The sequence below is a fragment of the Marinisporobacter balticus genome, from assembly GCF_004345705.1.
GTDB lineage: Bacteria > Bacillota > Clostridia > Peptostreptococcales > Thermotaleaceae > Marinisporobacter > Marinisporobacter balticus.
In genome coordinates this window covers 203,244-226,454 of the sequence record NZ_SLWV01000003.1, presented here as the reverse complement: position 1 = coordinate 226,454, position 23,211 = coordinate 203,244, and the positions used below count along the sequence as shown (strand labels likewise).

Sequence of the window (23,211 nt, the reverse complement as noted above, 5' to 3'; positions counted from 1 at the left end):
GCAGCCAGTGCCAGGAACTTCATCGATGTGCCCTTTAACGGATTTTTAGCCCCGCCTTCAGAAATGGTAGATCTGACTAGAATACTGTGCCACCCTCAAAGTAAAGTAAACTGTATTATATCATAAAAGAAATCAAATATCAAATAACCATGTTTGCTATAAAAATACCTAAAATTGCACCTGCAATCACCTCTACAGGTGTATGCCCAATGAGTTCTTTTAATCTTTTTTCACCGATAGGTTTGTGTTTTTGTCTATCAGCAATCATTTGATTCAGTATCATCGCTTGTTTTCCAACAGCTCTTCTAACCCCTGAAGCATCATACATAATAATAAGTGCAAAGGAAAGAGCAATCGCATACTGAGGAGACTCCCAACCCTCTTTTAATCCAATAGCAGTTGATAAACCCATAACCAAAGCAGAGTGAGAACTAGGCATTCCTCCAGATCCAACAAATCTATAGATATTGATTCTCTTTTCTGTTATAAGCGTAATAATTACTTTCAATACTTGTGCTATAAACCAACACAATAAAGTAACATACAACACTTCATTTTCAACAATTCTTTGAAAAAAGAGCAACTTATTTCCTCCTCAATTTAATATTCCCTTTTTACAAGATAATCAGACAACTGAATAAAGAACGTTGATTTTTCTCCAAAAGGCGCTAGTGCTTGAACACTTTTATCAAACAGTTCATTTACCTTTTTTATGGATGCATCTAATCCATGAATCGATGGATAAGTTGATTTTTGATTTTCAATGTCACTGCCAACTTTTTTTCCGAGTTTTTTTTCATCTCCAATAATGTCTAAAATGTCATCCATAATTTGAAAACTCAGTCCAATATTTTTTGCAAATTCGGTAAGCGCTATTAATTCTTCTTCATTTGCTTCTGCAAGTATTGCACCTACTCGAATAGGCGCAATGATTAAGGCTGCTGTTTTATTATTATGAATAAAGTCAAGTGTTTCTTCATCTATTTGTTTATTTTCACTCATTAAATCAACAACTTGACCGCCTATCATACCACGTACACCTGAAGCTTTAGCAATCTCATGCATAGCTAAAACTTTCTTTTGTAAATTTTCATTTTTTTCAAGTGTCGCTTTAAGCATTAATTCAAAGGCATAATTTAGTAAACCGTCTCCTGCGAGAATTCCCATGCCTTCCCCATAGATTTTATGGTTTGTTAATTTCCCTCTCCTGTAATCATCATTGTCCATAGCAGGTAGATCATCATGTATTAATGAATAGGTATGGATCATCTCTACTGCACATGCAAAGGGTAATACATCCTTAGCATTACCACCTATAAATTCTGAAGCAGCAAGCATAAGGATAGGTCTTAACCTTTTTCCCCCAGCAAAAACACTGTAACGCATCGCATCAAAAATAATATTCTGCGCGCTTTTTTCACTTGGTAAATATTTGTCTAGTGCTGCATCTATTAGATTGACTTTATTTTGTAATGCTACTCTTAAATCCATACTTTTTCCCCCTAATTGTCTAAATCGCCCGAATGAAATGTAACTTCTTCATTATTGATGAGAATATTTATTTTCTGCTCTGTTTGATCTAACTTATTATTACAAGCTCGATATAATCGAATGCCTTCTTCATAAAGAGATAATGTTGCATCAAGGGTAAGTTTACCTTCATCTAGAAGTATTACAATTTCTTCAAGTTTTTTTATTGCTTCTTCAAAGGAATCATTTGATTTTTGCGTTATATTTTTGGAAGTATTCAAATAAAGGATCCTCCTTTTCTTTTTCTGTTACCTTACAAGAAAGCACACCGTCCGTCAACATAATATTTATATGGTCACCTTCACTTGCCTGTTGAATTGAATCTATTGTTTTTTTTCTATCCGTATCAAATACGATGGCATATCCTCTTAATATAGTAGCAAGGGGATTTATCCCCTCTAGCTTTGCCATACTCCCTATTAATCTTGTTTTATATGCTTCCACCTTTACACGGGTATGATGAGATAAGTCTTTTTGTAATAGATCAAGTGTTTGAGATTCTCTATTTATTTTATCCTGTACGAAAGATAAGAGTTTTATCTCATTCACACGTTCAACTTCATTTCTTTTTTCTTTTATATAGTAAGTAAGAGATGTGTTCATTTTATTATAAAATAAACCTAATGAATTTCTAATATCGAGTGTACGTGGGACGGCTAGCTCAGCCCCTGCTGAAGGTGTTGGTGCCCTTAAATCTGCTACAAAATCTGATATTGTATAATCTGTTTCGTGTCCAACAGCAGATATAATAGGAATTTTGGAATGTGCAATGCTTCTCGCAACCACTTCTTCATTAAACGGCCAAAGCTCTTCAATAGAACCTCCACCTCTTCCGATAATAATTAAGTTCACATTTTTAAAATCACTATTCACCTTTTCAATTCCTTGAGCTATTTGAAAGCTTGCATTTTCTCCTTGTACTAAAACAGGATAAATCAAAATATCTACAGCATCATTTCTTCTTTTTAAAACAGAAATAATATCTCGAATTGCAGCTCCTGTAGGAGATGTAATCACAGCAATTTTTTTTGGAAAAGCAGGTATTTTCTTCTTACGTACAAGATCAAATAATCCTTCCTTTTCAAGCTTAGCTTTTAATTGTTCAAAAGCTAAATATAGCGCACCAATGCCATCTGGTTCCATTTCCATGATATACATTTGATATTGTCCATTTCTTTCAAATATAGATACATATCCTTTCGTAATGACTTTCATGCCATTTGTAAGATCAAATTTAATACTTTGACTACTTTCTTTAAACATGACACAATTTATTTTACTCTGATCATCCTTTAAAGAAAAATAGAGATGTCCACTACTATGTACTTTTAAATTTGAAATTTCACCTTTCAAGGTAATATTATTAAGAATTGGATCACTACTTAATATCTTTTTTATATATTTATTTAATTCAGAAACACTTAAAGCTCTTATTCGCATTGCATCTTAGCTGCCTTTAACGTATTTTCTAGTAGCATAGTGATGGTCATTGGGCCAACACCACCTGGAACAGGTGTAATCCACGATGCGACCCTTTCTGCTTCTTCGTAATTTACATCTCCCACTAATTTTCCTTCAACTTTTCTAGTACCTGCATCAATTACAATTGCACCTTCTTTAATCATTTCTCCTTTAATAAATTCTGGCACACCTACAGCAGCAACCAAAATATCCGCCATCTTAATATGGTTTTGAAGGTCCTTCGTTTTAGAATGACAAACTGTAACCGTCGCATTTTCTTTTAACAATAATATAGCTGCAGGCTTGCCAACAATATTACTTCTCCCCACAATAACCGCATGCTTTCCTGTAATATCTTCTCCAGTTCTTTTCACTAATTCAACAATTCCTTTTGGGGTACAAGGAACAAAAGAATCTTCCCCTAGAAGCATTTTCCCTGTGTTGATTGCATGAAAACCATCAATATCTTTACTTGGTAGAATATGAGAATTAATCAGATTTTCATCGAATCCTTCTGGTAAAGGTAATTGCACCAAAATGCCATGAATTTTATCATTATGATTTAATTGATTAATAAGATCAAGCAGTTCATCTTGTGTAGTTTCCTTTGTCAACCTATGTGCTTCCGAATAAAAACCAACTTTTTTACAAGCTTTCTCTTTCATAGAAACATAAACATGAGAAGCTTCATCATCTCCTACAATCACAACAGCAAGTCCTGGTATAATTTTATGATTTTTTTCTAATCGTGTTACTTCATTCATAATATTTTCAACAATTTCTTGTGAAATTTTTTTTCCATCTAAAATTTTAGCACTCATTCATAATCCCCTCTAAACATTTATTTTTTTATTCCTAACAAGGCTGTTCCTACCGCATTATCCGTACAGTACAATTTGTCTCCAAAATAAATTTTATATTTTTCTTCTTTTAGATTTTCAAGTAAATAATTTTTAATATATTCACTTGACGCCACACCACCAATAAGTAATATTTGACTTAATCCTGTACGCTTCGAAGCATTTATAATAATTTTTTCTAGTGACTTTGCAACACACTTAAGTACAGCTTTTGCTATGATATTTTTATCAAAAATTTCCTCTATTTGTCTATGTACAGAAGTTTCTGGACCTGAAAAACTCACATACGTATCCTTTACAGATACAGGCAAAGTCATTTCCTTCCCCATACATTCAGCTTGCATAGCATAGGAATCCATCTGTTTGCCAGCAGGAAAGCCTAAACCTAATTTTACGCCAATTCTATCTATAAACTGCCCTGCACTGATATCTGAAGTTCCTCCTAAAATATCTATAGTATAGCCAACTTTATGATTATTTTTAACATAAAGTATTTCAGTTGTGCCTCCTGATATTTGTACAGCAATAAACGGATTATCAAAACTTTGATTGATAGAGCCCTTAGCTGCTTCAATATGTCCCTCTTGATGACTAAATTCTTTATATTCACAGTTTAATGCCTTAGCTATGGTTTGCCCAAAGGATTGACCAGCCCTAAAAACAGGCATGTATGAATTTTCTACTGCCCTGGGTCTATTGCTAACTGAAACAGTTTTTATTCTATGCCCTATACCTCTTTTAGATAATTCTTCAAATAAAGCTGGCATGTTTATAACATGCTGAAAGAGGGCATCTGATTGTCTTAATCCCCTCGCTCCCTCTTTCACATCAAGTATTTTTCTACACTCAAATATTAAATTCCCTTGATCATCTACCACTGCTATAGAAGTGGTATAATTACTTGTATCTATTCCTAAAACTAAATTTTTCATTTTACTCACTTCTTTTCTAGGATACTTCCTAAAACGCCATTGATAAACTTACTTGATTCCTCAGTGCTAAATGTTTTCGTCATTTCAACTGCTTCATTAATTGAAACAATTTCAGGAATATCCTCTATATAATAGATTTCAGTAATTGCCACCCTTAAGATCGTCAGGTCTACCTTTCCAATCCTGTTTAATTTCCAGCCCTTTGAATGTTCTTCAATTAGTTTATCTACTTGCTCCATATTTTCAATAAAATTTTCTGTTAACTTTTTAATATAAAAAGCTTGGTCATCTTCAGGTAATTCTCCTAAAAATCGCTCTATCATTGCATCCGAAAAATCGTTTTGAATATCCATTTGAAAAATTAATTTCATTCCCATTTCACGTGCTAATTTTCTATTCATAAAGTGCCTCCTAATTATATATGCTTTTTCTTATATTCTGCTTCATCTGCATACAATTATGTAAAATTTACTTATATTTCCCTAGTGGCAGCATTCTATCTAAGAATTCTTGTATGTTTTCTTTTTTATCAATCTTACTACCAAAAAAGTATCCTATGTAAATACATAAAGATATGAATATTGTTTTTATAATGCCAATCTCGATCATCAACACGCTAAAAATTAAACCTAAAAGAACACCTGTAATTTTCCCATAATTGTTTAAAACAATATCAAATATCTTCTCTCTATTCATAATGATACTCCTCTACATTTATTCTACTCTTTTTTTGCTTGCTAATACAATATTATCAATCGTTACTTTCACTTCTTTCACAAAAACGCCTGTAGATTGTTCAATATGTTCTTTTACTTTTTTCTGAATGATTGTAGCTATTTCAGGAATATTTATATCACTAAATGCAAATGATTTTATATGAATAACGACCCCATCATTTTCTTGATGCGCAATAGCTTTAATATCTTTTAGTCCATGTACGACTTTTGCTGATTTATGCGCCATCCCTTCAATAGCTTCCATAGAAATTTTTACTTCCCCATATTCAGTATGCTTTATGACGGAATTAGATTTAACAGGCTGCTTCTTTATTCCAGAAAAAATAAATCGCATGCTCACAATAAAAAATAACACAGGAATAACAATATTTTGTGCATTCATCCTATATTTTTCAAAATAGAAGCTTGTCCACGCATATACTTTGCCATTTATGGGTACAAGTATAAATAGAAAAGATATTATTCCAATAAAAAAACTGTACATCCAAAGGAAAATTCTATCAACTAATTTCATAAAAAAACTCCTTTCTCAAAAATATTTAAACTAACCCTCTGAAAATTCAGAGGGTTAGTTTAAATAAATGATTATTTTACTCTTAAAGGATTTTCATCTTTTTCTTCTTTTTCCATATTTACACCTTGGACATGTATATTTACTTCCACTACATTAAGTCCTGTCATGGTCTCAATTGCTTTTTTCACACTTTCTTGAATTTTCCATGCTACATCAGGTATTTTTGCACCATATTCTACAATAACATAAAGATCTACAGCCGCTTCTTTTTCTCCAACTTCTACTTTGACACCTTTTGATAGATTCTTTCTCCCCAACATTTCTGCTATGCCGCCAGCAATACCACCACTCATACCTGCTACACCTGAAACTTCAGTAGCTGCTAGACCCGCAATAACACCCACAACTTCATCAGCAATTTTTATTTGCCCATGCTCAACAACATCTACATTATTATTCACCAAATATACCTCCTGCTCTTATGTAAAAATAGCTTTTATCTAAAGAACATTATATCAAAACCCTTGACAATTTACAATTCTATCTAAAATTTATTTAATATTTTTATATTATCCGTTGAAAATTTCGTCTCTCTCATAACGATATCTAGTACTTTCGCCACATCTGCATCTGTTAGTTTTTCAATTTCTAATATTACATTCACAGAATGATCCGTAATAAAAACAATAGTTTCTTCAAATCCCTTGGCTTTTATCAGATTTTCTATTATTTTTTCTTTATTCATGATATCTATTAATTCCATTTTTTCATCATTTGCAGCTTTTCGATTGCTTTCATCCGTTCGATCATTATTAATAATTTCATTTAGTAATACAATCATTTTCTCTCTTTCTGCATTCATGTTCATTCTTGATTCTATAAAATAATTTGTTCTTTTTATGCTTTGATTATTCGTTATGCTTTGATTTATCGTTTTGCTTGTTTCAGTAATAATATCTTCTATCTGACTATCACTACTATCTATAACTTCCACCACTTGTGTATCATCACTATATTCTACATATGCAGATTGGTCTATTTCGCCACTTACTATTTCATCTACTTCTCTATTTTCATTTTTTGAAGTGAGCTCTGAAAGTTTATTTTCTTCATACTTTTCAAATTCATTGGATGTTTCTAAGGAAACATACTTATTCATAGCATAATTCAAATAGCCAATAGAACAAAGTACACATACTAAAGAGATCACAAGAATATTTCTTCTTTTTACTTTAAACATAGGTTATTCCTCCCTAATTATTTTTTTTCATATACCATTATTTTTATTGTCGGTATTTGAAAAATTGTTCGTACAGCTTCTATCAGTTCTGTTTTCACTTTTATGTCCCAAGCTCCTTGTGCTACAACGACTACACCTCTTATTTGTGGTTTTATTTCTTTGATAATGATTAATTGATCATTTTGATTTGTCATAACCACATTTTGACTTGAATCATCCTGTGTCGTTGATCTAGAACCTCCCTGCGCATCCTTTTCTTCTGTCAATTGGCTTGATTTTGTTACATTTAAAGCCGGTACTACTTCTGTACTTGATTCATAAGTGATCATTACATCTACTTCCCCAACCCCTTTTATTTCCCCAAGTATTTTTTCTAACTGGACTTCTGCACTGTCTTGATAATTACCTTTCCAAGCATCCTCTTGGGTAGAATCACTCGTTTCTTTACTCGTTGTACTTTCTTCTAATAGGGTCAGCGAAAAAGTATCCCATCCAATTAAAGCAATTGTACATATAATAACAATAGCTAAAAGATTGTATGCTATTTTTTTATAACCACTGTTATGTATATATTCCTTAAACTTATCAAAAACTTTCATTTTTTACCTCCTTTATTTATGCATATTTACACAAATATTTTCTATATCGAGTTCATAAAAACTTGATAAATTTTCTTTAATTTGTTTTATCATTGGTTTATTTTCATCATTTTTTTTATTTGTATTTTCTTGTTTTTGCCCTTTATTAATTTGAATCACAATATTTGAAACAGGTTCAATATCCTTGTCCGCTGTCTGATCATTTACAAAGCCTGACAATTTTATATCTAAATATTTTATATTGCCAAAAGTTTTGCTATCTTTGCTTTCTTCAATTTCACATTGGACACTTAAAACATCTACTTTATTGTTATATTCTATTTGTTGCTTCACATGTTTTTTAATTTTTTCTTTGTACAGGGCAATCATTTGTTTTTCTTGTATTCCTTCAAATTGATCTATATCAAATGATAAAGTTTTTTTATCAATAGCTGAAGAAGTTTTAAATATTTCTTCTTCAATGCACACATCTCCTTTTACAAGCGCTAACATAGGGTTGATAATGACTAACATAACCAAAAGACCTATGACCATATTTATGTATTTTTTCATATGACTATTTGGTAATAACAACTCTAAAAACTGAATAAAAATGATCACTGTTACAATATTTAGTATCCAACTTCTCATAAAAGCAATCATACCCATCACCTACCTCATCATAAGTGTTATGTTTCCCGCGCCTACAATCATCGTTACAGCCAGAAAAAACATAATTGCTACTGACAACACCGTTCCAAATATTAAGACCATAGCATTGCTCATATCATTCAAACAACTTGTTAATGGACTCTCTGCAATAGGTTCTATTAATACGGAAGTAATTTTGTAAATGAATATTAATGATAATATTTTCAAGAGAGGTAGGAGTACAATAATAGTAATAACAATTAATCCAATGGCTCCAGTAGCATTTTTCAAAAGTAATGAACAACCCATAATCGTATCGAATGCTTCTGATACAAATCCTCCTATAACAGGAATAAATCGGTCCACGGCAAATCTAGCAGTTCTAATGGCAACACCATCACTTGTAGATGTGGCAACGCCTTGAATAGTAATAATCCCTGTAAAGATGGTTAAAGTAAATCCTATAAGTACAATACATACTTGTTTGAGTAAAGATGCGAGCCTTGAAACCTGTACTTTTGAAGATAGATGGTTTACAATCGATAGAATAGCCGAAAAAAATATAATTGGCATAATCATATCTTTCATCAATGCGCTAATAACACTTACAGATGCAATAATCACGGGCTGAAACATTGCTGTTGTGGTTACTGCGCCCATAGACATTAAAAATGTTAATAATAATGGCAATAATGCTTGCATAAATGACACCATGTCATTGATTGCATCTATGCCAATTTTAGTAGCAATAGAAAAACTCTTAATAGCAATAGCAATTACTACTAGATAGCATGCCGTATAGGCTAATTTTCCAACTGAATCACTTTCAAAAGCACCTGATAAATTTGTTAAAAACGCACATAGTATTGATAAAACAATTAATTTTGCTAATAAACCTGTGTTTGCTACAGTTTCTTTAAAGATATATTTAAATATCCCATTTAATGTATCTTTTAGTGTAAAAGTTTCTTCTCCTTTTAATAAAGAAAAAATCATATTCTTTATATTAATTTTAGGAAAATACCCCCTTGTATCTTCATTAATCGCTTTAATCGTTTTTTCTAATGCATTCATGTCAATATTGTCTAACTGCTTGATAATCAATTCATCACTTATATTCGTAACTTCCCGCTCTTGGTCTAGTGCATATATACTATTCGTACTTATAAAAAATAATAGCATCATGACCATTAATAATCGCCTCATTTTATTCACATCCTATGGCATTAATTGTACAATTAAGTTAAATAATGCAAGTAAAATAGGTATTGCAAGTACCATAATAAGTATCTTTCCTGCAAATTCAATTTTTGAAGCAATTGCACCTTCTCCTGCATCACGACATATCTGTGCCCCAAATTCTGACACATATGCAATACCCACTATTTTAAAAATAGTCGATATATATACCAAATCAACATTTATTTTTTTTGAAAATAAGTTTAGTACTTCTAAAACTGAAGTTAATTTACTCACAATCAAGATAAATATAATAATCCCTGTTACAACACTAATTTGTATAGATATTTCAGGTCTATGATTTTTAAGGACGACTGTTAAAATCGTTGCGATAATACCTAGTCCAACAATCTTAAATATTTCCATCTTTATCACACCTTTATCTAATATAATTGGAACATTGTTTTTACAGTTGCAAATAACTCACTAATCATTTGAATCACCATAAATAGCACAACAACGATGCCCACAAGCGTTGTCATCATAGCTTGTTCTTCTCTTCCTGAATGTTTTAAAACGAGATTTAGTACAGATACCAATATCCCTATGGCTGCAATTTTAAAAATTATATCTACGCTGATATGCATATGCCTTCCTCCTTGTCCTAAAATAAATTTTTTATATAAATACAATAACAATCCCGATACCTACTAAAATCCCTAAGCTTTTACACATCTTTTCATTTTTCATTCTTAGCCCTTCTGCTATTTGTTGTTGCTTTTCTAATTGTAAATAGATGAGTTTAAAATTCTTTATTTGATTTTCTTTATCCGCAAATCCTAAACTTTTTCCAAAATCTAATAATATTTCTTTGTCTTCCATATTTAAAGAGGTCTGTTTAAAATGATTATTAATTGCTGTATTCCATACTTCCTCAATGCTGTATCCCATTTTGCTATGAAGGATATCATATACATCCGTAAATATTTTTCTGATTGTTTTATGACTCCTTTCCCCTACTTTTTTCATAGCAATTGGCAGTGGATTAGATGCATAAATAATCTCTGTTTCTAATAATTGAAACGAAAGATATAGATTTTTTAATTGATGCAATCGCTGTACATATCCATATGCAAAAACATAACCGATGGTAGCTGTTGATAAAATAATGATTATAGAAAATATTGTCTTAGCAAACAATTTCATTCCTCCTATCTTGTAGAGGATCCGCTGTTATTATTTTGTTTGTTTTTCCATGGAAAATCTGCTTAATGGTACCTACCTTCGGATCATTCGATAAAATGATAATTCTATCAAACACCCCTTGTTTTAACAAATCATTCAAATTCTTTCTTCTCTTTATTTCTTCTAAGTTTCTCCCATGTACTGTTGTAATCAACTTAATACCAGCATTTAAAGCTTCTTCCATTGCATAAACATCTTCTGCTTTACCGATTTCATCCGTTGCAATAATTTGTGGAGACATAGAACGAATAAGCATCATCATTCCTTCTGCTTTCGGACAAGCATTTAATATATCTGTTTTTATTCCCACATCATTTTGAGGAATTCCTTGATACATGCCACAAATTTCTGATCTTTCATCTACTACCCCAACTTTAAATCCTAAAAAATTTGGTTTTTTCATACCATTGCTTAAATTTCTTATAATATCTCGTAATAAAGTAGTCTTTCCACATTGTGGTGGAGATACAATTAACGTATTTTGAAACGTACCCTCTTCCACTAAATATTGCATAACCTTATTTGAAACACCTAATTTTTCTTTTGAAATTCTAATATTTAATCCTGATATATTTTTAATGGTTTTTATTTCATGTCTCTCTAATACGGTTGTTCCGCATATACCAACTCTATGACCCCCTTTTAAGGTAATAAATCCACTACGAATTTCTTCTTCTAAAGCATAAATTGAATAATCTGTAATTAATTGATAGGCTTTTTCTATATCAAGTTTTGTAATCATATAGCTTTCTGATAAATTGGTTACAATTTTACCTTTGTTACTTATAAAATATTCCCTATTCCTACAACTAATCATGAGCGGTTTATTTACCCTTAGTCGTATTTCTTCCATATCTTTTGTTTGTTCTGACGGTAGATGAATAAATAGTTCTCTAAGATTTAAAGGAAGCGCTTCGAGTATGTCCTTTTTCAAACAATTTTGATAGCAATCTTTATTTTTAAAGTTTTTATCTTTTAATCCCTCCATAACATGTCCCCCTTTATATCATTAATATTTCTAAACAACAAATATTATGCTTAATTTTTGATTTTAACCAAATAAAAAAAGAACTTGATACATTTTCGTATCAAGTTCTTTTTTTATTCGTGATGATGCTCCCCGCAACAACAACCATTTTCGTTGTCACAAGTATCTTCTTCCACATATATTGTTTCATGACAACTAGGACAGATTAACTCTGTTTCGTCATTTTTTCCATTCATTAATTCTTCATCAAGATATATAATTTCACCACAGTTAGGACATTCTACTTCTGCAAAGTCTATATCCTCTTCATCAAAATCTTCATCTTCCATTTCTTCGAACACTTCATCTTCTACAACTGCCAAATCTTCGTCTATTGTCTCTACATACTCATCTAAATCTTCAACGTCTTCATGTAATTCACTCATAGAATCCGCAAAATCTTCTAATACATCAAGCATGTTTAGTAGAAGTTTTCCTTCTTTTGATTCTTCTCCTATTTCCATTCCTTCTGCTAATCCTCTTAAATAGGCAACTCTTTCGTAAAGATAATTCAAAATATAACGCCTCCTTTTTTATATTTACCTTAATATTATTGCCTAAGCTCTAGACAAATACTCACCTGTTCTTGTATCAATTTTTATTTTATCCCCTTCATTAATAAAAATAGGAACATTTACTATTGCGCCAGTTTCTAATGTAGCGGGTTTTGTTACATTTGTAGCAGTAGCACCCTTTACACCTGGTTCTGTGTAAGAAATCTGTAATTCAACAAAGTTTGGCGGATCAACTTGGAAGGCTTTTCCTTTGAAAAATTTTACAGTTGCCGTATCATTCTCTTTTAAATATTTTATTGCTTCTTCAATTTGATCTTTTGTCAATGGGATTTGATCATATGTCTCGTTGTCCATAAAATAATATAAATCTCCATCAATGTATAAATATTGCATTTGTTTTGTTTCAATATGTGCTTTTGGAAATTTATCATTTGGGTTAAACGCTTCTTCACGTGTAGAGCCTGTTAATATGCTTTTATATTTTGTTCTTACAAAAGCAGCGCCTTTACCCGGTTTAACATGTTGAAAATCAATAATAACAAAAGGTTCTCCATTTATTTCAAACGTCATACCTTTTCTAAAATCACTTGCAGAAATCATTTATATCCCTCCATATGTAATTTATAATACTTTTTTATATGAACAACTCTAGGCATAGTCCTATAATAACATATTTTTTTCCTTTTGAGTAGAAATTTTATCTGAATGTTTGAGGACGAATTTCAAAATTCGGTAAAATAACCTTTATTTTAGGAAGATTATATCCATCTACACCCTCTTGATACATAACAGGAAGGTTCACTTTCGCATATATAGATTTTTTAGCATCATTATATATACCTATACTTAAAATATCAATACTTTCATATAAAGCGTCATAGTTTACTTTTATATTGTAGGAATGTTTATACGAATAATTCATAAACGGTTGATTGACAACTTCATCAAAAGTATCCACTTTTAATAAAAACTCTCTTTGAAGGTACATTTCTAATGTTGGAGGCATATATTTTTTCATAGCCTCCTCTTTATTGATATTTTGAACATACGCTATTTTATATTCTTTTAATTCCTTTAAATACTTAAAAATCACTTGATTCATTTCTTTATAAATTTCTGATAATGCTTTATTTGCTCCAGATTCTGCTAAATAATATGCTTTTATACTGTTTTCATTTGATTTTACTATATAAAAATCATTGATAAATAATGTAACCGTTGAAAGAATAAGAACAATCAACACACTACTTATGATAAAACTGCTGATTACAATAGACCCTTCGTCTTTTAAATATTTTCTCATCTTTTTCATCCTAGTATACAGATATTTTACTTTCCCTTACACTTAATTTATTTTTATCGTTGTTTTTACAGACTTCTCCTGATCCCCAAATACTTCTATCTCTATTAGTTTGTTTTCAATTATTTCGCTTACAGTTATTTCTTTTATATGCTCAACTAAAATATTATGCTCTCCTCTTTTATTGATTCTTAATTCTCTTTTATCTTCATAAAAATAGATCAGCGTATTTTGTTCATATTGTATTTTTCCACTCAAATCAATATAGACCTTATTTGCGTTGCGATCTTCTCCTGTAAATCTTTTTTGCTTATCATTGTAAATGATTTTTTTATAATTACACATTCTAATCGTATTTTCTATATAATTTGAAGCACAACGAAGTTCTTGTGTTATCCCTAATATCTTCGTGTCCTTACTGCATGTTTTCACAAAAAATAAAAAGTGAGTAAGAAAAGCACCCATAATAATTGAAAATAATGTAATGGATAGAAAAACTTCAATAAAAGTAAATCCTCTTTTATTATTCCATTTTTTCAATGTATAAGCTCCTCATCTTCGATGGTCAGTTCATTATAAGCATCATAATAGGGCGCTTTGCCGCCATTGATGTAACTAGTCAATATGCACGTTTCATCATACTCATCTCGTATTTCTAAAACAGCGCTATAAATTTCTTGATTTATTTCCTTATGAACCTTTATATTAATTTCATAATTGCTCTTCAAACATTTTATTTCTTTATCCAAAAGTTCTTCGATCCCATATATTTTATTATCAATTGTTACATTCAAGCATTTAATCTCTTCCATATAGCTTTGGGCTATTTTGTTCATCTCATATATCTTTGTAGTTTTTTTATGGATTTTGTTTAGTTGCAATAAAGCTGTTGAAGTACTCATAACCATAAGTTGTAATATTGCAACTGCTATGAGTATTTCTACCAAAGTAAATCCATTTTCATTTCTACTCCTTTTCATAGTATGTTTCATCCTAACTAATACATTTTTGAAACTTTAACGCTTCCTGTACCTATCATTGTTTGAATTTTAATTTTTTTATTGCTTTGATTGGTTAGATAAAATTCATGGTATACGGTTATTCCATTCATATCATATACAATTTTTCGAAAATCAGAAGGTATGACTTTAATTTGTGGTTTTAATTTATTTTCGAATATTACTTTCCCTCCATTTTTTGCTTCCCTTACCTGCATAACACAGTTATGATTTATTATATCAAAATCATAATAACAACCCTGGTCCCTACTTAATTGTTGTGCTAACAATATGCCACTTTTCACTTCATTAGCAGTTGTTTCCAACAATACTTCATCATAAATTTTTTTATTTATAGATACAGATATTAATGAAAATATACTAAAAAGAGATATAACCAATAGTATTTCTATTAAAGTAAATCCTTTCTTATTTTTAATCAACAAAGCTCCTCCTAATATATCAATATCATTCATCAAAACACTCAAACGGATTTGCTTTAGACGCTGCATCCCTATTCGATTTTTTTATAAATTCATTATTCTCATCCTTCTCTAACAAACCATAAAAATCTAACATAATATTTCCATGCAAATTTTTATTTTCTATGATTTCGATATGTAGACTACTTATAATGATTTTTCTTTTATATTCTCTAATTTTCTTTAAAAATGTTATCACGCCCTTATAGCTTCCTTCAAAAGGTAGTGTAACATTTATTATATTTAGGCTCCCTTCCCTTCTCACTTTAGAAAAACTGATGGATGGTACTTTGAAATCTGAGTCCTTTAGCATTTCCGTTAATAATATAATAATATCCTCCTGTTTTATGGATTTGAAAAATTTATTTTTTATATATGCTACTTCAGCACTTACCTTCTTATTTTCCTCATTGATTCTATTTTCATAGAATGAGAGTTCTTCGCTTTGAGCTACATTTATTTGACATGCTTTTATATTTTCTTTTAGTGCCTCTTTTCTACATACTTGTGGCTTGATGATTAAATCTACATAACCAAACCCAAGCATTATAATCATAAAAACAAAAATAATTATTTTTTTATTTCGTTGCATCCTTTTGCACATCCTTAATGTCAAACATTACAGTAAAGGTATATCCTTCTTGACTTTCACAAATGTAAGGAATAAATATATCTTGAAAATACACATTCTCTTCTAAAGTGTATTTAAACTGAGCAATTGACAATGTATCTTTTGCTATACCCTGTATTTTTACTTTTCCAGGTACAATATTTATAGATTGGAAGCATAAATTTTTCGGAACGCAATTACAAATTGCATAAATTAAACAATCATTTATAATATCTTTTTCTCTTATCAGCGCTTCTGTGTTTTTCAAATTTCTCAATATTCCATTCACTTGTTTCAACTTTCGATGGTTCTCTTGCACATTCATATTTTTTTGAAGACTACTCATTCTATGACTTACAGAAACCACTTCTTTCTCCATTGTACTTATACACCATGCATTCACTAATGAAATAATCAAAAGAATAGCAACTATAGATTCTATTACGTATAGCATAAGTTTGTTATATTTTCTTTTTAAATACGGTTCAAAAAAGTTGACTTTATTCATTGTTATGCACCTGCTTATTACTTAATAATTGCTCCAATTGCACTAAAATACAAGCTCAAGTCAAAATGATCTTTCACATTTATTTTTACGTTGCTCACTTTTTCAATTGAGCAAACAGGTATATGAAAAGTAGTCTTGAGGTATTGCTTCATTTTGTCAGCATGCGCATATTTACCTATAAGATAGATTTTATCAATCTCACCAACTACTTTTTTACTACTGTAATAATCTAAAACACGCATAAGTTCATCTATCCATTCATCATGTTTTTCTATATCTTTGCCTAGGATTTCTATCAGCTTACTGAATTGATATACGCCATGCTCCCAAATATTTATATAGATATTTTCATCCCCTAAATCTATAATTGCTATAGTTTCGTTTTTAATGCACTTATCATTAATTTCTATATTTTTACTAAAAATATTCCCAATTGATCCTGTGTGGCTATCCAAACATCTGGGTCTTAAATTTAATTGTTTTGATAGTAGTAAATAATTTTCTACAATCTTTTTAGGTAATACGGATACTAAAAATCTAGATACCTTTTCATCGCCTTTATAGATATCTTCTATTCTCTTATATTGAATAATATATTTTTCTAAGCTCATTGGAAAATACTCTTTGATTTCATAGAAAATCATTTTATCAATTTTTTTTCCTTTCACATACGGTAAAAATACTTCACGTTCTATTATTGATCTACTTTCAAACGAAAAAACAACACCCTTCCCCCAAAAATTTCTATTCCTTAAAAAAGGTTTAATTCTATTTATTATTTTTTCAATATCTGCTATTTGCCCATTAGCAAAAGAACCTTCTGGCGTAGATAATATAACAGCATCCTCAATAAAAACTAAATTGTTTTTGCATTTACCAACGATAATTTTAATGCAATGTGTATCTATATCTATAGATAAAGTATTTTTAGGAAACACTATCTACTACCTCCTCAAAATATACTTACGAAATAGTATCCATCATATTAAATACTGGCATCATCATAGCTAATACTATAAATCCAACAATCCCTGCCATAAATAAAATGAATAGCGGTTCTATCATTGGAAGCATCTTTTGTATTGTCTTATCCATTTCTTCATCAAGAAAATCTGCTGTTTGATCTAACATATTATCTAATGTACCAGATTCTTCTCCTATTTCAATCATTGAGATCACAATTGGAAGAAACACGCCCATTTTATTTACCGAATTTGTTAAGTTTTCTCCTTTAGTTACCCTTTGTACCACTATGTTCATTCTATTCTCTACAAATCTATTTCCAATAACTTTTTTAGTGCTTTCTAAAGAGGTAATCAAAGGCGCGCCACTTGCTAGTAATATTGAAAAAGTCCTCGAAAACCGTATACTTACAATCTTTTTTACCATATCTTTTACTGCTGGAATTTCAAACTTTAATTGATCTAAAAACTGCTTTATCCTATCATCTTTACCAATATAATAGATTCCACACAATAGAAATAAGAAAGCTAAAAAAAACTCATATCCATAGCGCGTGCATAGCGTACTAATTTTCAATAGTATTCTAGTAGATAGCGGTAGCTGGACATGGGCATCTTGAAATAGAATTATAAAAGTTGGCAAAACATATGTCAATAAAAATATCACCACAAGTATTGAAGTCACACATAAAATAAGTGGATATACCATTGCACTTTCAATCTTCCTTCTCAGCTTATTTTCTTTTTCATAATGAATTGCCATCCTTTTCATAATCATATCAAGTTTTCCGCTCATTTCTCCTGCTTCTACCATATTTATAAAAAATTGTGGGAAAATTTTTTCGTCCGCTAATGACTTTGAAAAAGTTCTACCTTTTTCAATGCCTTCCTGAACATTTTTTAAAATCATACCCATTTTTTTATTTGTTGTATACATCTGAATAGCAGTTAAACACTTTACAATGTTTACACCAGCATGGAACATGGTATAGAACTGTCGACAAAATATTTCCAGATCTTTTGTAGGAATACTTCTACAAAAGAACTTCCAGGTATTCGATTTTTTTATTAAAATAGGATAATAATTTCTATTCCTAAGCATTTCAATTACTTCATCCTTACTGCCTGCATTGTATGTATTTCCAATATATTCTCCTTTTTTGGTTAAAGCTTTATATTTATAAACAGGCATATCTATTCCTCTTTTCATATTTTAAATTAAAATTATATTTTGCAATATATTATTAAATTATACATAATAAACTTATATAACTAAAATTTTCTAGCACCGCTTTCCTTTAATAACAGAATAGCGGATAATATCCGATATTTTTCCCCTTTGGTAGGTCAATCGATTATTTCTTTTTCAAATGTCTTAGCCACCATATTGGCATGGATATCTAATGCAATATACTTAACTTTGAACCATTGATTCTAATTCAGCTATTTTGATATAAGGAAGAATTATTCTTTTTTTAACAAGTACTTCACCCCATCCTTTTTATCTAAATGTATATAAAATATACCACTGAAATATTTCTCTTCCATAGAGGATGGTTATTCCTGTAGCAACTGCAATAAATGGTCCAAATGCAATTGGGTCTTTTCTATTTTTAATTTTTAGCCTCAGAAGTCCTACAGATATGATAGCACCTATGCCAAAGGATAGTAGTGTTATTAAAAGTATATTTTCCCATCCAAAAGCAAATCCCAATATTCCCATGAGTTTAATATCTCCTCCTCCCATTTCATTAGTTACGATGGCTATGAGAAGAAATATTCCTCCTCCAAGACAAAATCCTATTACTGAATTTAAAAATGATCCAGTAGAAAAATCATTAATAATAATAAAAACACCTGATATGACAAGCCCAAAGAGGTTGCATCCATCAGGTATGATTTGTAGCTTATAGTCTATCCAAGAGATCATAATTAACAAACTAGTAATTATTGCATATTTCACAAAGAGAATAGATAGACCATATTTTAGGTATAATAATAAATAAATGATTCCATTTAAAAATTCAATAAAAGGATACTGCATGGGTATTAATTCTCTACAATATCTACATTTTCTTTTACTCAATAAAAAACTAAATATAGGAACCAAGCTCCATGACTTAAGCGTTGTATTGCACTTTGGACAGTAGGATAAAGGATAGACAATAGATTCTTCTTTTGATATGCGGTAGATGCATACATTTAAGAAAGAACCTATTAATAAGCCTATAATAATTATGAAATATGTCATTTATATCTACCTCCCTTGTTAATTCATTTTTTAATAAACTCATTAATAAGTTTATTAAGCAGTAATTTTGGCACTAATTAATATAGCTATTTTGTATATGAAACATTACCACTCGCATCAATTATAATCTCTAATATTTGTTTCTTTTGTAAAGGAGTATCCGTAACCATTTTATCTATTAATGTTTTAAAGCTATCCTCAGTTAATGCAGTTGCACCGTCTTTTCCATATAAGGATTCCCCGGTCACAATTGCATATATTAGTTTACTAGTAGTACTATTATACGTTACATTTACATGAGTTGCTTTTTTAACTACAATATTTCCAGATGCAATGTCAATAGCTGCAGCATTTCTAATAATAGCACCCAGCTGATCATCAGCTGCTGTTTTGGCATTATCTGTAATTCCACCAAATTTCGGTGCAACCATTGCTGCTAAAATTCCTAATATAGCAATAACAACAATCAACTCTACCAATGTAAAACCTTTCCTATTTTTTAATCTTTTATTATTTTTTTGTATCACTTTTTCTTCTCCTTAAATATTATTTTTAAAAAATTATCTTTTCTCTTCTATTTCTAAAACATGGTATTCTTTCCATGATGGTATATAAGTTACTACTAGTTTATCCACATTATACCATTTCTATAAAAAATGCTAGAAGGTATTTTTTGTGATTAACGCTATAAGTTTCATTTAATTTTTCTTCTGTTGCGCTAATGATTATACATGCGTCTGCTCGGACATCATCACCCCTTTATTTATTTTATTCCAAGCTGCCTTTCTACCATATCTCGATCAAGCATATGCGTTAAGGCTGTTTCTCTTGTGATAATTCCTTGGGTGTAAAGTTCTATAATAGTAGCATCCATGGTTTTCATCCCATACTGTCCACCTGTTTGAATGGACGTTTGAATTTGATGTGTTTTTCCTTCACGAATGAGATTTCTTATAGCTGCTGTTACTGTCATTGTCTCTATTGCAACAACACGTCCTCTTCCATCTAATGTTTCAAAAAGCTGTTGAGATACAATTCCTTCTAGTACGGATGATAATTGTACCTTTATTTGCTGCTGCTGATGTGGTGGAAATACATCTATGATTCGGTCTATGGTTTTTGCTGCCCCTATTGTATGAAGGGTCGATAAAACCAAATGTCCAGTTTCGGCTGCTGTGACAGCAATTCCAATGGTTTCTAAATCTCTCATCTCTCCTACTAATATAACGTCTGGGTCCTGTCTTAAACAAGCTCTTAAAGCATTAGAAAAACTGTGGGAATCATGGCCAATTTCTCTTTGGTTTACGATACTTTTATTGTGTTTATGAACATATTCTATTGGATCTTCTAAGGTTAATATATGACAGCTTCTTTCTTTATTGATCAAATCAATCATAGCGGCTAGGGTCGTTGACTTTCCACTTCCTGTTGCCCCTGTAACCAATACAAGGCCTCTCTTTTTTCTTGAAAATTCTTTTATTATAGCGGGTAGTCCAAGTTCCTCCATAGATGGAATTTTTAGTGATACCACTCTTATTGCCAAGCTATAGCTTCCTCTTTGCTTGTAGATATTTATACGAAATCGTCCATATCCTGCAAATAAAAAAGATAAATCAAGTTCTCCTTTTTCCTTTAAAATATCCATTTGGTGTTCATTTAATATTTCTTCTACCAAAAGAAGTATGTCCGATGAACTTAATGGTTTTTCTCTCATGCGTTCTAGCTTTCCATTTACACGCATGACAGGCGGTATTGCTACAGATAAATGTAAATCAGAAGCTCTTGCCTTTATAGTTGTTTCTAACAAAGGTAATATTTTCATTTTTCCCACCTACTCCAAGCTATATGTAGCTTTTATTAATTCTTCAATGGTAGTTGTCCCATTTAGGACACTCTCTATACAGTTCTTTCTCAAACTGATCATACCATTTTTCATAGCTGTTTCTCTTAGTGTATCAATGCTTTCATTATTACCTATCTGAATTCTTAGTTCTTTTCCAACAGGCATAACCTCATGAACGGCAACTCTTCCTTTGTAACCTGTATTGTTGCAGTAGGTACATCCACTTCCTTTATATATAAGGGTATCTTCATATAGATTCAACAGTTTTTTTTCTACGTCACTTGCCATATAGGATTTTTTACAAGTTTCACAGATTCTTCGCACCAAACGTTGTGCAATAACACCAACGATAGAAGAAGAAACTAAATACGGTTCAACGCCCATGTCTATTAACCTTGTTACCGTGGACGGAGAATCATTTGTATGCATGGTAGTTAAAACAAGATGTCCAGTAATAGCAGCTCTTACTGCTATTTGTGCTGTTTCATCATCCCGTATTTCTCCTATCATAATCATATCTGGATCTTGTCTTAAAATAGATCTTAATGTATTTGCAAAGGTTAATCCTGCTTTTGTATTAACTTGTACTTGGTTAATACCGTTGAGTCGATATTCTACAGGGTCTTCTATTGTAATAATATTCTTCTGTATACTATTTAACTCTCTTAAAATAGTGTATAAGGTTGTTGTCTTTCCACTTCCTGTTGGTCCTGTAACCAAAATGACACCATTTGGATTTTTCAATATGTTGTCTACACTTTTCACATTATGCTCTGAAAATCCTAATTGGACTTTTGATAATAGGAAGCTACTTCTATCAAGTAGCCTTATTACAATTTTTTCTCCATACACAGTAGGTAATGTAGCAACCCTTAAATCGATTTCTCGGTCAGCTATCCTTTGTTCTACCCGACCATCCTGTGGAACTCTTTTTTCTGCTATATTCATTTTTGAGATAATCTTAATTCTCGTTATAATAGCTGAGTGGGTCGCTTTTACAGGTGTCATAATTTCTTGTAGTTCTCCATCTATTCTAAATCTCACACGTAAACTGCTCTCAAAAGGTTCTATATGAATGTCACTTGCTTTTGCAATTACTGCCTGCTTGATAATAGAGTCTACCAGCCTAACAACAGGCGCATTGTTAATTTCATTTAATGTTTCTTCATCGATATTAGACAGACTTTCCATATGATATTGCTTTTTAAAATCCTCAATGGCTTTTTCTGCACTTTGCTTTCCATAATACTGCCCAATTGCATTTAGTATATTTTGTCTTGTAGCAATAACAGGCTCTACTTCTAAGCCTGTTGCAATTTCAACATCATCTATGGCAAAAATATTCAGAGGATCAATCATTGCTACAACTAAATGGTTTCTTTCTTTTTTTACTGGAATAAGTTGATATCTCCTGGCTAAATTTTCATTAATCAATTTTGGAACCTCTGGATCTATAAAATATTTTTCTAAATCCATGTGACGAATTCCTAATTGGAATTTAAGCACCTCAGCGAGTTGTTTTTCCTCAATAATATTTTCATCGATCAATAATTCTCCTAATCTTTTGCCTGTAGTTTTTTGTAATTTCAAAACATCTTTTAGCTGTTCTTGTGTAATTAGCCTTGCCTCTACTAATAAAGCCTCTAATCTTTTTCTCTTTTTCATTTTATTCCACCTATGCAAAATGCGTTATTTTTTACTAGATGTTACTAATTATTATTGAATATAACAAAAGCTAACTATTTCAAATAGCTAGCCGGCTACACCACTGCATCCGCATAACTTAAG

Annotated in this window: 32 protein-coding genes; all 32 read right to left on the bottom strand. The window is 30.9% G+C overall.

From position 1 onward, the window contains the following. Window positions 1–139: 139 nt before the first annotated feature. Window positions 140–583, bottom strand: a complete 444-nt coding sequence (locus EV214_RS04130; RefSeq protein WP_132242980.1) for a divergent PAP2 family protein — start codon at window positions 581–583, stop codon at window positions 140–142. 17 nt (window positions 584–600) lie between these two features. Beyond that, window positions 601–1,491: a polyprenyl synthetase family protein gene (locus tag EV214_RS04125; RefSeq protein WP_132242978.1), complete on the bottom strand. Its 891-nt coding sequence runs from the start codon at window positions 1,489–1,491 to the stop codon at window positions 601–603. A gap of 11 nt (window positions 1,492–1,502) precedes the next feature. Continuing rightward, window positions 1,503–1,751 carry an exodeoxyribonuclease VII small subunit gene (locus EV214_RS04120; protein WP_243116546.1) on the bottom strand — a complete coding sequence of 83 codons (249 nt, stop codon included), beginning with the start codon at window positions 1,749–1,751 and terminating at the stop codon, window positions 1,503–1,505. Next, window positions 1,714–2,970, bottom strand: coding sequence for an exodeoxyribonuclease VII large subunit (gene xseA, locus EV214_RS04115; RefSeq protein ID WP_132242976.1), 1,257 nt, complete (start codon window positions 2,968–2,970; stop codon window positions 1,714–1,716). Before xseA ends, EV214_RS04120 begins: the two co-directional genes overlap by 38 nt. Further along, window positions 2,961–3,812, bottom strand: coding sequence for a bifunctional methylenetetrahydrofolate dehydrogenase/methenyltetrahydrofolate cyclohydrolase FolD (folD, locus tag EV214_RS04110; protein WP_132242975.1), 852 nt, complete (start codon window positions 3,810–3,812; stop codon window positions 2,961–2,963). The genes xseA and folD overlap by 10 nt, the downstream gene beginning before the upstream one ends. Before the next feature lie 20 nt (window positions 3,813–3,832). Further along, window positions 3,833–4,783, bottom strand: a complete 951-nt coding sequence (locus EV214_RS04105) for a Kae1-like domain-containing protein (protein WP_132242973.1) — start codon at window positions 4,781–4,783, stop codon at window positions 3,833–3,835. Between the two features lie 5 nt (window positions 4,784–4,788). After that, window positions 4,789–5,184 carry a transcription antitermination factor NusB gene (gene nusB / locus EV214_RS04100; RefSeq protein ID WP_132242971.1) on the bottom strand — a complete coding sequence of 132 codons (396 nt, stop codon included), beginning with the start codon at window positions 5,182–5,184 and terminating at the stop codon, window positions 4,789–4,791. 67 nt (window positions 5,185–5,251) lie between these two features. After that, window positions 5,252–5,479 (bottom strand): DUF2273 domain-containing protein, encoded by a 228-nt coding sequence (locus EV214_RS04095; protein WP_132242969.1) that lies wholly within the window; start codon window positions 5,477–5,479, stop codon window positions 5,252–5,254. A gap of 18 nt (window positions 5,480–5,497) precedes the next feature. Continuing rightward, the gene (gene amaP, locus EV214_RS04090; protein ID WP_132242967.1) at window positions 5,498–6,034 is read right to left on the bottom strand and encodes an alkaline shock response membrane anchor protein AmaP; all 537 of its coding nucleotides are present in this window, start codon (window positions 6,032–6,034) and stop codon (window positions 5,498–5,500) included. Window positions 6,035–6,105: 71 nt separating this feature from the next. Next, the gene (locus EV214_RS04085; protein ID WP_330571249.1) at window positions 6,106–6,495 is read right to left on the bottom strand and encodes an Asp23/Gls24 family envelope stress response protein; all 390 of its coding nucleotides are present in this window, start codon (window positions 6,493–6,495) and stop codon (window positions 6,106–6,108) included. A gap of 83 nt (window positions 6,496–6,578) precedes the next feature. Further along, window positions 6,579–7,274 carry a SpoIIIAH-like family protein gene (locus tag EV214_RS04080; RefSeq protein WP_132242963.1) on the bottom strand — a complete coding sequence of 232 codons (696 nt, stop codon included), beginning with the start codon at window positions 7,272–7,274 and terminating at the stop codon, window positions 6,579–6,581. Between the two features lie 17 nt (window positions 7,275–7,291). Beyond that, the gene (locus EV214_RS04075) at window positions 7,292–7,873 is read right to left on the bottom strand and encodes a sporulation stage III protein AG (RefSeq protein WP_132242961.1); all 582 of its coding nucleotides are present in this window, start codon (window positions 7,871–7,873) and stop codon (window positions 7,292–7,294) included. Between the two features lie 12 nt (window positions 7,874–7,885). Continuing rightward, complete coding sequence (spoIIIAF, locus tag EV214_RS04070; RefSeq protein WP_132242959.1) at window positions 7,886–8,521, bottom strand: stage III sporulation protein AF; 636 nt, start codon at window positions 8,519–8,521, stop codon at window positions 7,886–7,888. A 3-nt stretch (window positions 8,522–8,524) separates the two neighbouring features. Then, window positions 8,525–9,709 (bottom strand): stage III sporulation protein AE, encoded by a 1,185-nt coding sequence (gene spoIIIAE, locus EV214_RS04065; protein WP_243116545.1) that lies wholly within the window; start codon window positions 9,707–9,709, stop codon window positions 8,525–8,527. Between the two features lie 12 nt (window positions 9,710–9,721). Then, window positions 9,722–10,108, bottom strand: coding sequence for a stage III sporulation protein AD (spoIIIAD, locus tag EV214_RS04060; RefSeq protein WP_132242957.1), 387 nt, complete (start codon window positions 10,106–10,108; stop codon window positions 9,722–9,724). Window positions 10,109–10,125: 17 nt separating this feature from the next. Further along, entirely contained in the window at window positions 10,126–10,329 is a 204-nt protein-coding gene (gene spoIIIAC / locus EV214_RS04055; protein WP_330571248.1) for a stage III sporulation protein AC, read from the bottom strand. Between the two features lie 31 nt (window positions 10,330–10,360). Then, the gene (gene spoIIIAB / locus EV214_RS04050) at window positions 10,361–10,882 is read right to left on the bottom strand and encodes a stage III sporulation protein SpoIIIAB (protein WP_165916217.1); all 522 of its coding nucleotides are present in this window, start codon (window positions 10,880–10,882) and stop codon (window positions 10,361–10,363) included. Beyond that, complete coding sequence (gene spoIIIAA, locus EV214_RS04045; RefSeq protein ID WP_132242953.1) at window positions 10,872–11,915, bottom strand: stage III sporulation protein AA; 1,044 nt, start codon at window positions 11,913–11,915, stop codon at window positions 10,872–10,874. Before spoIIIAA ends, spoIIIAB begins: the two co-directional genes overlap by 11 nt. A 113-nt stretch (window positions 11,916–12,028) precedes the next feature. Next, window positions 12,029–12,469: a CD1247 N-terminal domain-containing protein gene (locus EV214_RS04040; protein ID WP_132242951.1), complete on the bottom strand. Its 441-nt coding sequence runs from the start codon at window positions 12,467–12,469 to the stop codon at window positions 12,029–12,031. Between the two features lie 42 nt (window positions 12,470–12,511). Continuing rightward, window positions 12,512–13,069: an elongation factor P gene (gene efp, locus EV214_RS04035; RefSeq protein WP_132242949.1), complete on the bottom strand. Its 558-nt coding sequence runs from the start codon at window positions 13,067–13,069 to the stop codon at window positions 12,512–12,514. Between the two features lie 97 nt (window positions 13,070–13,166). After that, window positions 13,167–13,772, bottom strand: a complete 606-nt coding sequence (locus EV214_RS04030) for a hypothetical protein (RefSeq protein ID WP_132242947.1) — start codon at window positions 13,770–13,772, stop codon at window positions 13,167–13,169. A 42-nt stretch (window positions 13,773–13,814) separates the two neighbouring features. After that, window positions 13,815–14,309, bottom strand: a complete 495-nt coding sequence (locus EV214_RS04025) for a prepilin-type N-terminal cleavage/methylation domain-containing protein (protein WP_132242945.1) — start codon at window positions 14,307–14,309, stop codon at window positions 13,815–13,817. Beyond that, window positions 14,306–14,749 carry a type II secretion system protein gene (locus tag EV214_RS04020; RefSeq protein WP_165916216.1) on the bottom strand — a complete coding sequence of 148 codons (444 nt, stop codon included), beginning with the start codon at window positions 14,747–14,749 and terminating at the stop codon, window positions 14,306–14,308. The genes EV214_RS04025 and EV214_RS04020 overlap by 4 nt, the downstream gene beginning before the upstream one ends. 17 nt (window positions 14,750–14,766) lie before the next feature. Beyond that, a complete protein-coding gene (locus EV214_RS04015; protein WP_165916215.1) occupies window positions 14,767–15,210 on the bottom strand; it encodes a type II secretion system protein in 444 nt (147 codons plus the stop codon). A gap of 25 nt (window positions 15,211–15,235) precedes the next feature. Next, window positions 15,236–15,841, bottom strand: a complete 606-nt coding sequence (locus EV214_RS04010) for a hypothetical protein (RefSeq protein WP_132242939.1) — start codon at window positions 15,839–15,841, stop codon at window positions 15,236–15,238. Next, complete coding sequence (locus EV214_RS04005; protein ID WP_132242937.1) at window positions 15,828–16,367, bottom strand: PilN domain-containing protein; 540 nt, start codon at window positions 16,365–16,367, stop codon at window positions 15,828–15,830. The genes EV214_RS04010 and EV214_RS04005 overlap by 14 nt, the downstream gene beginning before the upstream one ends. Window positions 16,368–16,384: 17 nt before the next feature. After that, window positions 16,385–17,305: a type IV pilus biogenesis protein PilM gene (gene pilM, locus EV214_RS04000; RefSeq protein ID WP_165916214.1), complete on the bottom strand. Its 921-nt coding sequence runs from the start codon at window positions 17,303–17,305 to the stop codon at window positions 16,385–16,387. Window positions 17,306–17,330: 25 nt separating this feature from the next. After that, the gene (locus tag EV214_RS03995; protein WP_165916213.1) at window positions 17,331–18,521 is read right to left on the bottom strand and encodes a type II secretion system F family protein; all 1,191 of its coding nucleotides are present in this window, start codon (window positions 18,519–18,521) and stop codon (window positions 17,331–17,333) included. 309 nt (window positions 18,522–18,830) lie between these two features. After that, window positions 18,831–19,580 (bottom strand): prepilin peptidase, encoded by a 750-nt coding sequence (locus tag EV214_RS03990; RefSeq protein ID WP_132242931.1) that lies wholly within the window; start codon window positions 19,578–19,580, stop codon window positions 18,831–18,833. 86 nt (window positions 19,581–19,666) lie between these two features. Next, window positions 19,667–20,107 (bottom strand): prepilin-type N-terminal cleavage/methylation domain-containing protein, encoded by a 441-nt coding sequence (locus EV214_RS03985; RefSeq protein ID WP_243116544.1) that lies wholly within the window; start codon window positions 20,105–20,107, stop codon window positions 19,667–19,669. 236 nt (window positions 20,108–20,343) lie between these two features. Continuing rightward, window positions 20,344–21,402: a type IV pilus twitching motility protein PilT gene (locus EV214_RS03980; protein WP_132242929.1), complete on the bottom strand. Its 1,059-nt coding sequence runs from the start codon at window positions 21,400–21,402 to the stop codon at window positions 20,344–20,346. Between the two features lie 9 nt (window positions 21,403–21,411). Further along, window positions 21,412–23,088, bottom strand: a complete 1,677-nt coding sequence (locus tag EV214_RS03975; protein ID WP_132242927.1) for a GspE/PulE family protein — start codon at window positions 23,086–23,088, stop codon at window positions 21,412–21,414. Between the last annotated feature and the right edge of the window lie 123 nt (window positions 23,089–23,211).